Here is a 16,192-nt window from a genome sequence, read left to right as displayed (position 1 = left end):
GACGGACGCTTCGCGAATTGAAGGCATGCGCTTGGCGAAAATCCTGAAAACCTTCACGAGAACAATAGATTAAGACATTCTGGCGAGCGGCAGGCGCGATCGGCAACGCGTCATCCCTGATTGTATTTCCAAGAAGACTTGCTAAATAAGATACGCAATTTTGTAGTTATTGGAGGGGTCGATGGCGGATTTCAGCGCCCAGATTGAAAAATCGAAACAGGAAGTGGCTGCGGCCCGGCAGAAGATCGATGACCTGACCGCCAAGATCGAAACCGCGCGCTCCAAGATGGACAGCGGCCAGGACATTTCCATCGACATCGAAAACGCCTCCCTGGACGACGTCCACAAGCATACCGAGCTGATGGGCGCCAACATCGCCGAGCTGATCATGGGCCTCGACGATGTCACCGCAAACTTCTCCAAGGACTTCGACTCCATGCGCTCGAAGACCGGTTGGGAAAGCTTCATCGGCATCTTCTCCAAGCAGCGGTCCGACAGCATTCGTCAGGAGCGCATGCGCTCGGCCAGCATCGATGACAAGCTGCAGGACCTGATTTCCAAGTCCAACGTCATCGGCCAGCTTCTGCAGGAGCAGCTCAACACGCTGAACGACCATACCAAGCGTGTCGAGACCAACCTCAGCACCACATTGACCCAGCGTGAAGAAGCGGTCGGCTCGCTGGAAGCGATCAAGCAGAAGATCCTGGCGATGGACCCGGAAATCATCACGCTGGAAAACAAGATCTCCATGGAGACGGACGCGGCCGCGCGCACCAAGCTGGAAAGCCAGCTGGCGGAGCTGAACGCCGAGTACAATCGCCTGGCGCAGGAAGAACAGGTCAAGCTGGCCGAGAGCCAGACGCTGGAGCGCTACATCGAGAAGGGCAAGACCTGGGTGGACAGCCTGCAGAACCAGGCCGCGACCCAGATGGTCCTCATCAACAAGCTGCAGACGGACACCAAGCAGCGCGTCGTGCTTTACGATGCCCTGGTGAAGTCGCTGAAGACGGCGCAGCAGCAGGATGTGGCGCACAAGATCAACGAGATCGGCGTTGCCACCGACAAGGAAGCCCAGTCCGCCATGGCCGCCATCGGCTCGGCCACGAACCAGCGTATGGCAGACATGATGGAAGCCCACGAAGACCACATGGTGTTCGCGCGCAAGGTGCTGGAAGAAAAGGCGAAGTCGGACGAACGCTTCGCCCGCCGATTCCAGAAGATCGTCGAGAAGCACGACAAGAACACCTACGGCGCCTGAGTGCCCTCAACGGGAGCTTGAGCGTTGGATCTGACCCTGGACCACAGAACCCTGCAAGAAGCGCATGAAACACGGCGCTACTTCGCCAAGTTCGAGCGCATCATCACGCACCTGCAAGGGGTCGCGGAAAGCGTCGTCAGTGACAACACGGCGCTCGCCAGCGAAATCCCGATCCTGCGGGAATATCTGGAAGCGCTCGCCGGCACCTTCACGGCGCTGTCCTACAAGTATCTGCTGGCGGGCCGCGTTTCGGAAATGCTGCCCTCGCTTCTCAATATCGACCGCCAGGACAGTGGCTTCCCGATCTATCAGGAGCTGCTGCAGATGGCGAACGACACGATGCAGGTGGACAACCACCTGCGTTCGCTGCCGGCCATGCGCGACCTGAAGCTCGCCATGGTGAACCACATCCTGCGCGAGCAGTCGGTGCCGGTGAACCTGCAATTTGCCGCCTCGCAGCGCCAGTATTACGAGGAGCTGGCCAAAGGCAGGCTGTTCTGGGCACGCAACGACCCGCGCCTTGCCTGGACCGGCAACGTCTCGGAGATGCGGCGCAGATACCGGTTGCATTGGGCGGTCTATGACAGCCAGCAGAACATTCCGCTGATCTATATCCTCGATCTGGAGGACAGCGGCAAACGGCCGCTCGCCAAGGATGAGCGCCGCTGGCCACGCGTCCAGAGCCATCTGACGGCCCAGTCTTCCGCATCGCTCAAGCTGGTGACGATCGCCCGCGGCTTCGACCGCGACTTCGACGACCTTCATCCCAAGCGCCTGCGGCGCTTCTTCATCGGACCGATGTACAGCCACGCCTTCACCCAGCAATCCGGCCCCTTGCGGGACGTTCTGGCCGAATCCGCCGGCAGGCCGGGCGAGGACTGGGCGCTGGCCTGGACGACGGAGACGCTTGTCGCGTCGGGACACGAGTTCGAATCCGCCGGCTTCTTTTCGTCGGTCGAGCGCCAGATCTACGATCTCGACCCGTTCTCGGCGCAAGGCGAACCGGCGGACGAGGCCAAGGGCCACACCCACCAGCAACGCTCGCTGATCCTGCCGCAGCGCCCCTACCAGGTGCTGGAAGAGCTGGATCCGCCCGGCTTCGGCAATATCCGCAAGTATGCCGTCAGCCCGGCGGGCAAGATCCTCAGTTACAGATAGGTTTTTCGCGTGACCCTTTCCAACGACCTCATGGAACTGAAAGAAGACAAGATCCGCGAGAAATACGCCTTTGCGGAAGCGATGCTGCAGGGCTTCGACCACACGCCGCGCATCGCGAAGAAGAGCGAGGCACCGGTCGTCCAGGACCGCTCGCCCGGGCTTGGCGCGCGCCGGCGCTTCCGCTCCACGACGCCAGGCCTCGTCACCCAGTCGACCGCGCGTCCCGAAGGCGTGCAACTGACGGCAAGGATCCTGGACAGCGACGAGGATGCGCTGACGACGCCGCTGCAGGCGAGCGTTCTGCAGGCGCTGCGCCGCGCACTTGCCGTTGCCCAGGTGACCAGCGACCAGTTTGCCGACCAGACCGGCCTTGCGGACCTCAAACGCGCCAATCTCGCCGGCACGCTCGATCCGTCGCAGAAGGTCCGCTTCCAGGACCTGCTGTCGGCAACGGCGATGATCGCCCTGCACGTCTTTGCCAACATGACCGACTTCCTGCTATCAGGGCTCTCGTCGGAAGCCGGAGAGACCGACATCCAGTGCGGCGAGGTCGAGGAAATCCTCTTCGACAACGACCAGCTCGCACTGCACGGCGTGCTGTGGGAGCTGGACCAGGAGATCGCGGCGGCCTCCATCGGCGCCGATGCCCAGTTGATAGGCCTCGTCACCTCCTTCTGCGAACAGCTGATGGAAAAGGTGACCCTGCGCGCGGAAGGCAACAGCGTGCTCGCGCCCTTCTCCGAAAGCCGTTACCGGGTCGAGGCCGACAATTTCGAAATCACCGGCTTCACGCCGTCCGCGCGCGCCCATTCCACGACGCTTGCCATGGCTTTCAAGAAGCCGGAGGAAGTGGTCGGCAACCACATTGCCAAATACCAGTCGATGAAGCTGGCCAAGATGCTGATGGCCTACGACTTCGACCGCAAGCTGAACCCCTTTGCGGAGCTCGGCGGTTTCATCTTCACCTTCATGGGCGACGGCAAGCCCGGCACGGGCAAGACGACGCTGATCCAGATGATGGCCGGCATGGTCAACGACTATTGCCAGGTCGCCGGTTACCCGTTCCGCTACCAGAACCTTTCCACGGACAGCATCGACAGCTACCAGGGCAAGTCGGCCCAGAACGCCAAGGCCTTCATCCGCAACGTCACCGACCCGAACGTGATCGGCTTCGGCACCATCGACGACATCGACCAGCTCGCCGGCAAGCGCGGCGACCGCCAGTCGTCGGCCGGTCAGCTTGAGATCACCGCCGTCCTGATGGAGAGCTTTGCCGGTGCCAACACGGTGGTGCGCGGCAATTGCACCTTCGGCATGTTCTCCAACTATCCGGAAAACGTGGACGACGCCCTGCGCCAGCGCGCCGGTGCGCGTTTCCTGGTTGACGGGCCTCAGAGCCGCGAGGACTATATCGACCTCCTCCACCTGCTCATGGGCAGGAACCACGCTATCCCGGTCGGCGACCATGCCCTCTTCGAGGCCCAGGCGCTGAAGAAAGCGGTCGCCGCCTCCTATGACCGGCATTCCCGCCCCCAGGAAGACGCGCTTGTGAAAGTGTTCGACAAGGTGCGCTCGGGCATCGGCGACCTGGATACCATCGCCAAGCTCGGCACCTACCTGAAAGCGATCCAGGAAGCGGACGAGCGCTTCACGGGACGTGCGATCAAGAACATCACCGACGCCATCAAGGTGCGGGCGATGGATTTCGAATTGCCGGACGAATGGATGGAAAATCCTGACCTCTTCCTTTTCAAGGATTACGAGACCAAGAAGGTGATGATCGCCGATCTCGCCCAGCCGATCACGGTCGACATGGTCATCCAGGAGATCAACCGCTACGCGGACAGCGAATTCCGCTATGCCGACAAATCGGACGAGGTCGCGATCGAGAACGCCGTGCGCGAAATGCAGCGGATGGAAGAAGCAAAGCGCCGTTACATGGAAGCCAGCCGCCCATGATGAGGCTCGTCAGACATGGATTGATGTTCGGCAACCTCTATGAGGTTTCCTCGCCCTCCATGGTCGCCCGCTACAATCGCGCGCTTGAACACCTGATCGGCAAGACGACGGCACTCGAGGCCTTCCATGTCGACATTTCCGGCTATTCGCCGGAAATCGGCGACGAACTCGGCGACATGCACTATCTCAATCCGCATGGCTGCAACCGGCAATTCATCCTGCTGTCGGTGGAACAGAAGACCTGCCCGCTGCTTAACGCGCGTTTCTCGACCTCGCGTTCGATCCTGAAGCGGTTCATCGAGGACAACGAGGAACAGCTCTTTGCCCTGTCCATCCGCGACTGCGTGGTCGGCGAACTTGTGAACTCGATCTATTCGGTGAGCTCGCCGCAGGATCTTTTCTATATCCGCAGCATCGAGGTGGAGGCGGACACGGTCGGCGGTCATTCGGAGGCAGGCGAGGAGCTGGCCGAAAAGATCGACACCTTCATGCAAAAGCCGGACGCCTGGTGGGACGATGTCCTCATCGCCGACATGATCGAGCTTTCCAAACACACCGGCGATATCATCCGCACGCCGCTGTCGCTGCGCTCCAGGAGCTACCAGCAGGGCAATTTCCACACCTCGCATTTCGGCGGTCTTTATGTCTTCCGCGATGTCAAGGAAACCGCCTGCATCGCCGCGAAGCGGCTGGACATCACCGTCGACCTGCCGGTGAAACATGTCTTTTCGCTGGAGGACCGCTACGAGCTGGCCGATTTTCTCAACCGCAACCAGCTTGTCGAACCGATCCTCGATGCCGGCGGCCGTGTCGCCCAGGGTCTCCTGAAACAGAAGCTCGACTTCATCGTCATCGACACGGCGGCCAGCAATGGCGAGGACCTCACCGACGTCTCGCGCCGGGACCTGCGCACCCTGAAGCGGCAATACCATCGCGACCTGCCGCCGGAATATCATGCGCTTGAGGACGTCGTCCGGCGGCTGGAACAGCGCGGCGGCAACCTGCGGGTCGACGCGGACAATCCCGCCTTCTTCTACCTGCTGCGCGCCCGCAACCACGCCGACAAACATCTGGTCAACATGCTGCTGGCCGAGGTGACGCCGCTGGATTTCCGCCAGCTCTTCATCTGCCACAAGGACGCCTTCTACAGCCACTACCGCACCTGGAGCGAGGCGAAGAAGGAATATACGACCCGGTTCCTGGCCGAGGAATATATGCTCGACAAGGTCGGCACCCGGCTGGAGCTGTTCGGCCCCGAACCCGGCATGGCCGAGGAAGCAGAGATCGACTACGGTCTCGGGCGCAACATGGGGCCCTGGGGTGCCATTCCGCGCGATGACGATGATGACGACGACGACGAGGATTGAGCCCGATGAAATATCTCAAATGGATCATCGGCATCCCGCTGCTCCTCATCGTGGTTGCCTTCCTCCATTATACGCTGCCCGGGCGCGACGTGGTGCGCATCGTCGGCACCGACGTCAAGCGCATGGATATCGGCACCTCCTCCCTGTTCTGGGCCGCGCCGGATGCCGGCACCAACGCCAACTGGACCCGGGACGTCCGCTTCATCAGCACGGTCTGGCCCAACGGCAAACCGCGCGTCTACCGCAATGAGGACACGGACTGGGGCTGGCCGCCCTATTTCAAGTTCGACAGCAGCAACATCACCGCGCAGGCGCAGGATCTTGCCAAGAAGCAGGACGACGTCTGGGTCGCCATTACCCATTACGGCTGGCGTGTCGAGCTCTTCACCATCTTTCCCAACGCGATCAGCATGGAAGTCGTCGAAGGGCCGGACGTCTTCCTCATCCCCTGGTTCAACATCCTCTTTGTCGTGGTGCTCTGCGCCCTCGGTCTTCTGGTATTGCGCATCATGAGCGCCTTCAAGAAACGGCGGATCGACCCGGTCGTCGACAGCATCGACGATTTCATGGACGATGTCGGCGACAGCGCCGAGCAGGTCCGGGCCAACGCCCACCGGCACACCAGCGCCGCCAGCAGCGGCTTCCGGCGCTGGCTGAAGCGCTGGTTCGGGTGACATAGTTGGACAGAATGCCGGGCAGGCGGCACCTTTCCACCCCACTCCCTCATCCTGAGGAAGCGCGCAAGCGCTGTCTCGAAGGATGGGCGGCTCGCTCCGAACAAGCGGCCCATCCTTCGAGACGGACCTGACGGTCCTCCTCAGGATGAGGCGGCGTTGTTCTGAAATTCGAAATAGAAGACCGATCAGGAACCCCAAAGCGTGAGCCACCCCATAGACCTTGTCATCTTCGACTGTGACGGCGTCCTGATCGACAGTGAGGTCATCAGCGCGCGCATGCTGGTGGCCGAACTTGCCAAGCGCGATGTCCAGATCACCATGGATTATGTCGCCCACCACTTTCTCGGGCGCAGCTATCCGGTGGTCTTGCAGCAGATCCGCAAGGAATTCGGCGTCGATCTGCCGCCGGAATTCGAGACCGCCTATCGTGCCAGCCTGCTGGCGGCGTTCGAGAGCGAGCTGAGACCGGTCGCCGGTGTCCGCCAGGTGATCGAGGAGCTCGCCGTGGACTATTGCCTCGCCACCAGCTCCAGTCCGCCGCGCCTGGCAAAATCGCTGGAGATCACCGGCCTTACCGACCTCTTTGCGGGCCGGGCCACCACGGCCTCGGAAGTCGCCCACGGCAAGCCGGCGCCGGATCTGTTCCTGCTGGCGGCGGAAAGACGCGGCGTTGTCCCCGAACGCTGCCTCGTTATCGAGGACAGCGAAAACGGCATCAAGGCGGGGCTGGCGGCAGGCATGCTGGTATTCCGGTTCATCGGCGGATCGCATTTGAAAGATCTTGCGAATTCCGGGGATGCGGCGGCAGGTGCCGCGCAAGTATTTGCATCTTTCGGCGATTTCTTTCAGCTTAGGCCGGATCTGAAAAAGAGCGGCAGCTAAAATGAAACAGAAAATTCCTGCCGAGGCGTCCCGTCTCGATGATGCCGCCCGGGCCGGCTGGTTATATTACGTTGCCGGCAACACCCAGGACGAGATCGCCCGCAAGCTCGGCGTTTCGCGCCAGTCGGCACAGCGTCTGGTCTCGCTGGCCGTCAGCGAACGGCTGGTCAAGGTCCGGCTCGACCACCCGATCGCCCATTGCATGGAGCTCAGCAGCCGGCTGACCGAGCGCTTCGGCCTGAAAAGCTGCGAGATCGTGCCGAGCGATCCCGACGCGCCGTCGTCTACCATCGGCATCGCCATTGCTGCAGCCGCCGAGATGGAGCGCCACTTCCGCTCGTCCCAGCCGAAGATCATCGCCTACGGCACCGGCCGCTCGCTGCGCGCCTCCGTCGATCAGCTGCCGGCGATGGACTGTCCGCAGCACCGGGTCGTCTCGCTTCTCGGCAACATGATGTCGGACGGCTCGGCCTCCGCCTACAACGTCATCATCCGTCTCGCCGACCGGATCAATGCCCGCCACTACCCGATGCCGCTGCCGGTCTTCGCCCGCTCTCGCGAGGAACTTCACCTGCTGCACAATCAGGAAGCAGTGCACAATATTCTCGATCTGATCCGCCAGGCCGACGCGACCTTTGTCGGTATCGGCAACATGGGTCCGACAGCTCCGCTCACCGTCGACGGATTCGTCAGCCTGGACGAGATGCGCGCCCTTGAGAACGCCGGCGCGACCGGCGAGATCACCAGCTGGGTCTACGACCGGAACGGCAAGCTGATTGAAGGACTTACGAACGATCTCGTGGCCAGTGCGCCGCTCAGCCAGGCCAGTGAGAAACCGGTCTATGGCATTGCCGCGGGCGATGCCAAGGTACCTGCCATGCTGGGGGCTCTGACCGGCAAATTGATCAACTGCCTGATCACCAACGAGACCACAGCTGAGCATTTGCTCAAGCTCTGAGCTATTTCTCACTAGACATAACCACTTAAAAACAAAAGGCTTTTCGCACTGCAGCGAGAAGCCTTTTTTATTTCAGGCGATTCATGGCTTGACAGAAGGCAGAAATTGGAGCGAATATTTGCCCGCAAGAATGGCAAATGCCCAATCTCGCTTGGGAGGAAAATATGGCATTTCATACCCGTGCGCTCATCAGCGCATGTGCGCTCGCAGCTCTGTGTGCATCCGCATCCGCAGAAACGATCACCATTGCCACCGTGAACAACGGTGACATGATCCGCATGCAGGAACTGACGAAAGACTTCACCGACAAGAACCCTGACATCGAAGTCAAATGGCTGACGATGGAAGAGAACGTCCTGCGTCAGCGCGTCACCACCGACGTTGCCACCAAGGGCGGCCAGTTCGACGTCATGACCATCGGCACCTATGAAGTGCCGATCTGGGGCAAGCAGGGCTGGCTCGTTTCCCTGAACGACCTGCCGGAAAGCTATGACGCCGACGACATCCTGCCGGCAATCCGCGGCGGCCTGACCGTCGACGGCGAGCTTTATGCAGCGCCGTTCTACGGCGAAAGCTCCATGGTGATGTACCGCAAGGACCTGATGGAGAAGGCCGGCCTGGAAATGCCGGAAGCTCCGACCTGGGACTTCATCGTCGAGGCCGCCAAGGCCATGACCGACAAGGAAAATGAAGTCTACGGCATCTGCCTTCGCGGCAAGGCCGGCTGGGGCGAGAACATGGCCTTCCTGACGGCCATGGCAAACTCCTACGGTGCCCGCTGGTTCGACATGGACTGGAAACCGCAGTTCGACACGCCGCAGTGGAAAGAAACCCTCACGACGTATCTCGACGTGATGAACGAAGCGGGCCCTCCAGGCGCGTCTTCCAACGGCTTCAACGAAAACCTGGCCCTCTTCCAGACCGGCAAGTGCGGCATGTGGATCGACGCCACCGTGGCGGCCTCCTTCGTGACCAACCCGAACGACAGCCAGGTTGCCGACAAGGTCGGTTTCGCTCTTGCTCCGGACAACGGCCTCGGCAAGCGCGGCAACTGGCTCTGGGCCTGGTCCCTGGCCATTCCGGCCGGCACCCAGAAGGAAGCTGCTGCCAAGAAGTTCATCGAATGGGCAACGTCCAAGGAATATCTGGAACTCGTCGCGGCCGAGGAAGGCTGGGCGAACGTACCTCCGGGCACGCGGACCTCTCTTTATGAGAACCCGGAATACCAGAAGGTTCCGTTTGCCAAGATGACCCTGGACAGCATCAACTCCGCCGATCCGCAGAACCCGACCGTTGACCCTGTCCCGTATGTCGGCGTGCAGTTCGTCGCCATCCCGGAATTCCAGGGCATGGCAACGGTTGTCGGCCAGGCATTCTCGGCAGCCCTTGCCGGCTCCATGGATGCGGACGCAGCCCTGTCTGCCGCACAGGCGACAGCAGAACGCGAAATGAAGAAGGCCGGTTACCTCAAGTAGAAGCCTTCGCGGACCGGCGGGTGCCTGCCCGTCCCGCCGGTCTCCTCCTTTCCCGTTCCGCGTGAGCTCTGACCGAGCGAAGGTCCATCATGGCTACCCAGCATTCACGGGCGGCGGCCCGTTTGATGATCTCCCCGGCGGTTCTGCTGCTGCTGGGCTGGATGATCATCCCGCTCTCGATGACCCTCTACTTCTCCTTCCTGCGCTACAACCTGCTTATCCCGGGCATGGAAGAGTGGACCGGGTTCACCAACTACGAATTCTTTCTCACCGATCCGGCCTTCTTTGCGGCCCTCACGAACACCCTGCTGTTGGTAGGTGGTGTCCTTCTGATCACCATCATCGGCGGTGTTCTGCTGGCGCTGCTGCTCGACCAGCCCTTCTGGGGCCAGGGCATCGTCCGCATCCTGGTGATCGCCCCGTTCTTCGTCATGCCGACCGTTTCCGCGCTCGTCTGGAAGAACATGTTCATGAACCCGGTCAACGGCCTTTTCGCGTATCTTGCGAAATTCCTGGGGCTCGAACCCTTCGACTTCCTCTCGCACGCGCCGCTGTTCTCGATCATCATCATCGTTGCCTGGCAGTGGCTGCCCTTTGCGACCCTGATCCTGCTCACCGCCCTGCAGTCGCTCGACAGCGAGCAACTGGAAGCGGCCGAGATGGACGGCGCCGGTTTTCTCAACCGTTTCGTCTTCATCATGGTGCCGCACCTGGCCCGCTCGATCACCGTGGTGATCCTGATCCAGACGATCTTCCTGCTGTCGGTCTTCGCTGAAATTCTCGTCACCACCAATGGCGGTCCCGGCTACGCCTCGACCAACCTCACCTACCTGATCTACGCCCAGTCGCTGTTGCAGTTCGACGTCGGCGGCGGATCGGCGGGCGGTGTGGTCGCCATCATACTCGCCAACATCGTTGCGATCTTCCTGATGCGGATGATCGGCAAGAACCTGGAGGCCTGATCCATGGCACGCGCAGTCTCCAACCGCCGCAAGGCCCTCGTCACCGTCTGTGCCTGGGCCGTCGGCATCGCCATCTTCTTTCCGATCCTGTGGACCGTGCTGACCAGCTTCAAGACCGAAGCGGAAGCAATCGCGTCTCCTCCAAGCTTCCTCTTCTTCGATTGGACGCTGGAAAATTACAGCACGGTCCAGGACAGGTCGGATTACTTCCGTCACTTCGCCAACTCGGTGATCATCTCCTTCGGCTCGACCCTGCTCGGTCTGCTGATCGCGATCCCGGCCGCCTGGTCCATGGCGTTCGTCCCGGCCAAGCGCACCAAGGACGTGCTGATGTGGATGCTCTCCACAAAGATGCTGCCGCCGGTCGGCGTGCTGATCCCGATCTATCTCCTCTTCCGGGATACGGGTCTCCTCGACACGCGGATCGGACTGGTGGTGGTGCTGACCCTCATCAATCTACCGATCATCATCTGGATGCTGTTCACCTACTTTCGTGAAATTCCGGGCGAAATCCTGGAAGCGGCCCGGATGGACGGTGCCGAGCTCTGGGCGGAGATCGTCTACGTGCTGACGCCGATGGCCATACCCGGTATCGCCTCGACGCTGCTCCTGAACATCATCCTGTCCTGGAACGAAGCCTTCTGGACCCTGAACCTGACGGCGGTCGACGCCGCCCCCCTCACCGCTTTCATCGCAAGCTATTCCAGCCCGGAAGGCCTGTTCTACGCAAAGCTCAGCGCTGCCTCGACGATGGCGATCGCCCCGATCCTCATCATCGGCTGGTTCAGCCAGAAACAGCTCGTGCGCGGCCTTACCTTCGGCGCGGTTAAATAGGAGCCCGGAACATGGGTCAGATCACTCTCAACCAGATTACCAAGAGCTTCGGCGACGTTCAGGTAATCCCGCCGCTGGATCTCCATATCGAGGACGGGGAATTCGTCGTCTTCGTCGGACCGTCCGGCTGCGGCAAGTCCACGCTTCTGCGCCTGATCGCGGGTCTGGAAGACGTCTCCACCGGCCAGATCACCATCGACGGCAAGGATGCCACGGAAGTTCCGCCCGCAAAGCGCGGCCTTGCCATGGTGTTCCAGTCCTATGCGCTTTACCCGCATATGTCGGTGCGCAAGAACATCGCCTTCCCGCTGCGCATGGCCGGCCTCGACAAGGCAGCGCAGGATGCCAAGGTGACGGCAGCCGCCAAGGTGTTGAACCTCACCGACTACCTGGACCGCAAGCCGGGCCAGCTTTCGGGCGGTCAGCGCCAGCGTGTCGCCATCGGCCGCGCCATCGTGCGCGAACCGGCAGCCTTCCTCTTCGACGAACCGCTGTCGAACCTCGACGCAGCCCTTCGCGTCAACATGCGCCTGGAAATCTCCGAGCTTCATCAGACGCTCAAGACCACGATGATCTACGTCACCCACGACCAGGTCGAAGCCATGACCATGGCCGACAAGATCGTGGTGCTGCATGCCGGCCGCATCGAACAGGTCGGCTCGCCGCTGGAGCTCTACCACCGCCCGCGCAACAAGTTCGTCGCAGGCTTCATCGGCTCCCCGAAGATGAACTTCTTCATGGGGTCTGTCGCGGCCGAATATGACGCGACGACCATCGGCGTGCGGCCTGAACATCTGGCTGTCTCCCACGACAGCGGCAAATGGGCGGGCAAGGTCGGCGTCTCGGAGCATCTGGGCTCCGACACGTTCCTCTATGTCGATATGGAAGGTCTGGAAACGCCGATCACCGTCCGGGCCTCCGGCGAGATCGCGTTCCGGCACGGCGACACGGTCTATCTGACCCCGGAAGCTGAAAAGATCCACCGCTTCGACAATCAGGGCCTGAGGATCGCATGACGCGACTTTCCGGAAAATCGGCGCTGATCACCGGCTCGGCCCGGGGCATCGGCAAGGCCTTTGCTGCGCGCTACGTCGAAGAAGGTGCCCGTGTCGCGATTGCCGACATCAACCTCGCCGGCGCCGAGGCAGCCGCGGCCGACATCGGACCGGGCGCCTACGCCGTCCGGCTCGATGTCACCGACCAGGCGTCCATTGATGCGGCCATCGCGCAGGTGGAAGCAGAGACCGGCGGTCTCGACATCCTCGTCAACAACGCCGCCCTCTTCGATCTCGCCCCGATCGTCGAGATCACCCGTGAGAGTTATGCAAGGCTTTTCGACATCAATGTCGCCGGCACGCTCTTCATGATGCAGGCAGCCGCGAAATCCATGATCCGGCGCGGCAAGGGCGGCAAGATCGTCAACATGGCAAGCCAGGCCGGCCGCCGCGGCGAGGCGCTTGTCGGCGTCTATTGCGCCACCAAGGCGGCGGTCATCAGCCTCACCCAGTCGGCGGGGCTGAACCTGATTTCCCACGGCATCAACGTCAACGCCATCGCCCCCGGCGTCGTCGAGGGCGAGCACTGGGACCACGTGGATTCGCTCTTTGCGAAATACGAGGGCCTGCAGCCCGGCGAGAAAAAAGCCGCCGTCGGTGCCGCCGTGCCGTTCGGCCGCATGGGCACTGCCCAGGATTTGGCCGGCATGGCCGTGTTCCTGGCCTCCGGCGAGGCGGACTACATCGTCGCGCAGACCTACAACGTCGATGGCGGCAACTGGATGAGCTGACCAATGACCCAGAAACTGAAAAACACTGTGCTTTCTTCCCTTCCCGGCCCCGTCAAGGCCCCGGCCTACCGCCGTGCGGATCTCTCCGCCGGCATCCTGCATATCGGTGTCGGCAATTTCCACCGCGCCCATCAGGCGATCTATCTGAGCAAGCTGTTCGAGCTCGGCGAAGGCCGGGACTGGGCCATCGTCGGCGCGGGCCTCAAACCCTACGACAAGGTCATGCGCGAGCGGCTCGAAGCGCAGGACTGGCTGACCACCGTTGTCGAACTCGACCCGAACGGCCTCAGCGCCCAGATCTGCGGTGCGATGATCGACTTTGTCGAGGTCAACCCGGCGGCCCTGATCGGCCGGCTGACACAGCCGGACATCCGCATCGTCTCGCTGACGATCACCGAGGGTGGCTATTTCGTCGATCCGAACACCGGTGGCTTTGATGCCACCCATCCGGAAATCCTGGCAGACCTGCACGATCCGTCTGCGCCCAAGTCCGTTTTCGGTGTGCTCGTCTCTGCCCTGCTTGCCCGCCGCGATAAGGGGCTTCTCCCTTTCACGGTCATGTCCTGCGACAACCTTCCGGAAAACGGCCACATGGCGAAGCAGGCGGTGGCAGGCTTTGCAAAGGCGCTGTCGGCGGAAGCCGGCACCTGGATCGAACAGAACGTCGCCTTTCCGAACGGCATGGTCGACTGCATCACGCCCGCAACGGGCGACCGCGAGCGCGGCATCGTGCAGGAGCGCTTCGGCCTCGAAGATGCGGCCCCGGTCGTCTGCGAGCCCTTCCGCCAATGGGTGCTGGAGGATCACTTCCCGTCCGGCCGCCCGCCGCTCGAAAAGGTCGGTGTCGAATTCGTCAAGGACGTCGCGCCCTACGAACTGATGAAGCTGCGTATTCTGAATGGCGGCCACGCAACCATTGCCTATCCGGGCGCGCTGCTCGGCCACTATTTCGTTCACGACGCCATGGCCGACCCGCTGATCCGGGCTTTCCTGAAGAAGCTTGAGGAAGAAGAGATCCTGCCGACGGTGCCGGAAATTCCGGGCGTCAGCTTCGAGACCTATCTCGATACGGTCATGAACCGCTTCTCCAACCCGGCCGTCGGCGACACTATTCCGCGGCTGTGCCTGGACGGCTCCAACCGGCAGCCGAAATTCATCCTGCCGTCGATCCAGGACCGGCTCGACAAGGGCCTCTCCGTCGGCGGCCTTGCCCTGGAAACAGCCCTCTGGTGCCGCTATTGCCTCGGCCACAACGAGGCGGGTGAGACCCATGTGATCGAGGACAACAATGCGGATATCCTCAAGACCTGGGCGAAAAGCGTCTATGCCAATGAAGGCGGCAGCATCGAGATGCCGGAGCTTTTTGGCGTCCTTGCGACCGACGAACGCTTCCTGGAGGCCTTCCGCTACGCTGCCGGGCTCATCGCCGAAGACGGCGTTGCCGCGGCCCTGACCGCCTATCTCGACGGCCGCTTCCAGAGCGGCTTCCCGCACAAGGCTGCCAGCACCGGCTGAAAGGCCTGCTGTCGCGCAAGCGTGTCCGGTTTGTGATCAAACCGGACTTTCATTCCGCACGCCCGTGCTTACCTTTGCCGAGAAGATTTCATTTGGCGAAGGCAGGCAAGGGTGGCTGGACACTCCCTCATGCACAGTGAGTTTGGTGCAGAAAGCACCATTAGGCTCGGAGGTCTTGAACCTGCCGCGGCATATCCGCTTGCTCCCCTTTCCCCCCTTGCGGGGGAGATGTCCGGGAACCGGACAGAGGGGGGGTGCCCCTCGCCGCGAAAACCGAACCAGCCGAAGAATTCCGACAGGCCGTCACGCCCCTCTGGCTCCTCGCGGAGACATCTCCCTCGCAAGGGGGGCAATCGCATTTGGAACAGTCATTCAGAAAACACTGGTGTCACCCCGGGCGAGCATCGCGAGACCCGGGGCCCACTCGTTTCCAGAGAGCTGGAGTGGGGGCCACGTCTTCATGAAACCTTGCGTGCTTCGGCAAGTGGCTCTGCGGGTAGGCCCCGGATCTGCGCTTCGCTTGTCCGGGGTGACACCGTCGTGATCTGTCAAACGCACCGAGCAAGGAAATATTTCAAATGCGATCGCCCTGCCCCGCAAGGGGGGAGAGAGGGTGGTGCAGCTCGGCCTGAAGCCTCATCATTCGTCAGTCATTCCGGACTGTCAGCAAGCAGGACAAGCATATGAGCATCATCAACCGGCGGCAGCTACTGGCAGCGGGCGCGCTGTTCTCGGCCTTTCCCCTCACCACTCTTGCGGCGGAGGACGAGCTCTTCCGGCTTGGCCTGATCGAACCTGCCTTCACCATCCAGCCGAAACTCGACCTGCCGGATCTTTCCGGGAAGCCCCACCAGATCGAGGATTACTCGGGTCGGATGCTGCTTGTTTCTTTCTGGGCAACCTGGTGTCCGCCATGCCGAAAGGAAATGCCGGGGCTCGCGCGTCTTTCCCGGGAGCTCGGCCCGGAAGGCTTCAGTGTCCTTGCCGTCAATGTCGGCGACAGCCAGGATCGGATTGTACGGTTTCTGGGCGAGATCGACCACGACGGCATGACCTTCCTCAGCGACCCCAGGAACTCCATGGCTTCCGTCTGGTACCTGCACGGTTTGCCGGTGACCTACCTCCTTGACCGCTCCGGCAAGGTCCAGCGCGCTGCCATCGGCGACAGGGTCTGGGATTCGGACGACATGTTGGCGGCGTTGAGGTCGTTGGGGAAAGTCTGAGCCTGGGTAACTCCTCCAATCTCCAGCCTCACTCTCTGCAGTCATCCCCGACGAAGCGCAGCGAAGATCGGGAACCCTGGACTCCCGGGAAAATTCTTTGGACAATCAATTGCTTATGCCCCCCGTTTTCACGGGGAT

The 16,192-nt window shown here is 61.7% G+C and carries 14 protein-coding genes; all 14 read left to right on the top strand.

Annotated elements, in window-relative coordinates; genetic code table 11:
• Positions 1-181: 181 nt before the first annotated feature.
• The 14 genes from ACX3M4_RS24055 (at position 182) to ACX3M4_RS23990 (ending at position 16,054) form a co-directional block, all read left to right on the top strand.
• Positions 182-1,258: a hypothetical protein gene (locus ACX3M4_RS24055; RefSeq protein WP_459355499.1), complete on the top strand. Its 1,077-nt coding sequence runs from the start codon at positions 182-184 to the stop codon at positions 1,256-1,258.
• Between the two features lie 24 nt (positions 1,259-1,282).
• Positions 1,283-2,416 carry a hypothetical protein gene (locus ACX3M4_RS24050; RefSeq protein WP_459355498.1) on the top strand — a complete coding sequence of 378 codons (1,134 nt, stop codon included), beginning with the start codon at positions 1,283-1,285 and terminating at the stop codon, positions 2,414-2,416.
• 9 nt (positions 2,417-2,425) lie between these two features.
• The gene (locus ACX3M4_RS24045) at positions 2,426-4,375 is read left to right on the top strand and encodes an ATP-binding protein (RefSeq protein ID WP_459355497.1); all 1,950 of its coding nucleotides are present in this window, start codon (positions 2,426-2,428) and stop codon (positions 4,373-4,375) included.
• Positions 4,372-5,742 (top strand): DUF6638 family protein, encoded by a 1,371-nt coding sequence (locus ACX3M4_RS24040; RefSeq protein ID WP_459355496.1) that lies wholly within the window; start codon positions 4,372-4,374, stop codon positions 5,740-5,742. Before ACX3M4_RS24045 ends, ACX3M4_RS24040 begins: the two co-directional genes overlap by 4 nt.
• Positions 5,743-5,747: 5 nt before the next feature.
• Positions 5,748-6,416 (top strand): DUF1523 family protein, encoded by a 669-nt coding sequence (locus ACX3M4_RS24035; protein WP_459355495.1) that lies wholly within the window; start codon positions 5,748-5,750, stop codon positions 6,414-6,416.
• A 204-nt stretch (positions 6,417-6,620) separates the two neighbouring features.
• On the top strand, positions 6,621-7,301 hold the full coding sequence (locus tag ACX3M4_RS24030) for an HAD family hydrolase (protein ID WP_459355494.1): 681 nt from the start codon (positions 6,621-6,623) through the stop codon (positions 7,299-7,301).
• Between the two features lies 1 nt (position 7,302).
• Positions 7,303-8,259 (top strand): sugar-binding transcriptional regulator, encoded by a 957-nt coding sequence (locus tag ACX3M4_RS24025; protein ID WP_459355493.1) that lies wholly within the window; start codon positions 7,303-7,305, stop codon positions 8,257-8,259.
• 164 nt (positions 8,260-8,423) lie between these two features.
• Positions 8,424-9,734, top strand: a complete 1,311-nt coding sequence (locus ACX3M4_RS24020; RefSeq protein ID WP_459355492.1) for an ABC transporter substrate-binding protein — start codon at positions 8,424-8,426, stop codon at positions 9,732-9,734.
• 89 nt (positions 9,735-9,823) lie between these two features.
• On the top strand, positions 9,824-10,696 hold the full coding sequence (locus ACX3M4_RS24015) for a carbohydrate ABC transporter permease (protein ID WP_459355491.1): 873 nt from the start codon (positions 9,824-9,826) through the stop codon (positions 10,694-10,696).
• A 3-nt stretch (positions 10,697-10,699) separates the two neighbouring features.
• On the top strand, positions 10,700-11,530 hold the full coding sequence (locus tag ACX3M4_RS24010; protein ID WP_459355490.1) for a carbohydrate ABC transporter permease: 831 nt from the start codon (positions 10,700-10,702) through the stop codon (positions 11,528-11,530).
• Positions 11,531-11,541: 11 nt separating this feature from the next.
• Entirely contained in the window at positions 11,542-12,546 is a 1,005-nt protein-coding gene (locus ACX3M4_RS24005) for an ABC transporter ATP-binding protein (RefSeq protein ID WP_459355489.1), read from the top strand.
• A complete protein-coding gene (locus ACX3M4_RS24000) occupies positions 12,543-13,316 on the top strand; it encodes an L-iditol 2-dehydrogenase (protein ID WP_459355488.1) in 774 nt (257 codons plus the stop codon). Before ACX3M4_RS24005 ends, ACX3M4_RS24000 begins: the two co-directional genes overlap by 4 nt.
• 3 nt (positions 13,317-13,319) lie before the next feature.
• Positions 13,320-14,831, top strand: a complete 1,512-nt coding sequence (locus tag ACX3M4_RS23995) for a mannitol dehydrogenase family protein (protein ID WP_459355487.1) — start codon at positions 13,320-13,322, stop codon at positions 14,829-14,831.
• Positions 14,832-15,514: 683 nt separating this feature from the next.
• Positions 15,515-16,054, top strand: coding sequence for a TlpA family protein disulfide reductase (locus ACX3M4_RS23990; RefSeq protein ID WP_459355486.1), 540 nt, complete (start codon positions 15,515-15,517; stop codon positions 16,052-16,054).
• Positions 16,055-16,192: the final 138 nt, after the last annotated feature.

This window comes from Roseibium sp. M-1 (assembly GCF_054515675.1).
The sequence above is the reverse complement of the archived record's forward strand: the minus strand, read 5'-3'. Positions and strand labels throughout refer to the sequence as shown.

Bases quoted from the DNA above. Each gene is read 5' to 3' on its own strand.
- ACX3M4_RS24055 (WP_459355499.1), top strand. From the start codon at position 182: ATGGCGGATTTCAGCGCCCAGATTGAAAAATCGAAACAGGAAGTGGCT.
- ACX3M4_RS24040 (WP_459355496.1), top strand. From the start codon at position 4,372: ATGATGAGGCTCGTCAGACATGGATTGATGTTCGGCAACCTCTATGAG.
- ACX3M4_RS24035 (WP_459355495.1), top strand. From the start codon at position 5,748: ATGAAATATCTCAAATGGATCATCGGCATCCCGCTGCTCCTCATCGTG.
- ACX3M4_RS24025 (WP_459355493.1), top strand. From the start codon at position 7,303: ATGAAACAGAAAATTCCTGCCGAGGCGTCCCGTCTCGATGATGCCGCC.
- ACX3M4_RS24020 (WP_459355492.1), top strand. From the start codon at position 8,424: ATGGCATTTCATACCCGTGCGCTCATCAGCGCATGTGCGCTCGCAGCT.
- ACX3M4_RS24015 (WP_459355491.1), top strand. From the start codon at position 9,824: ATGGCTACCCAGCATTCACGGGCGGCGGCCCGTTTGATGATCTCCCCG.
- ACX3M4_RS24010 (WP_459355490.1), top strand. From the start codon at position 10,700: ATGGCACGCGCAGTCTCCAACCGCCGCAAGGCCCTCGTCACCGTCTGT.
- ACX3M4_RS24005 (WP_459355489.1), top strand. From the start codon at position 11,542: ATGGGTCAGATCACTCTCAACCAGATTACCAAGAGCTTCGGCGACGTT.
- ACX3M4_RS24000 (WP_459355488.1), top strand. From the start codon at position 12,543: ATGACGCGACTTTCCGGAAAATCGGCGCTGATCACCGGCTCGGCCCGG.
- ACX3M4_RS23995 (WP_459355487.1), top strand. From the start codon at position 13,320: ATGACCCAGAAACTGAAAAACACTGTGCTTTCTTCCCTTCCCGGCCCC.
- ACX3M4_RS23990 (WP_459355486.1), top strand. From the start codon at position 15,515: ATGAGCATCATCAACCGGCGGCAGCTACTGGCAGCGGGCGCGCTGTTC.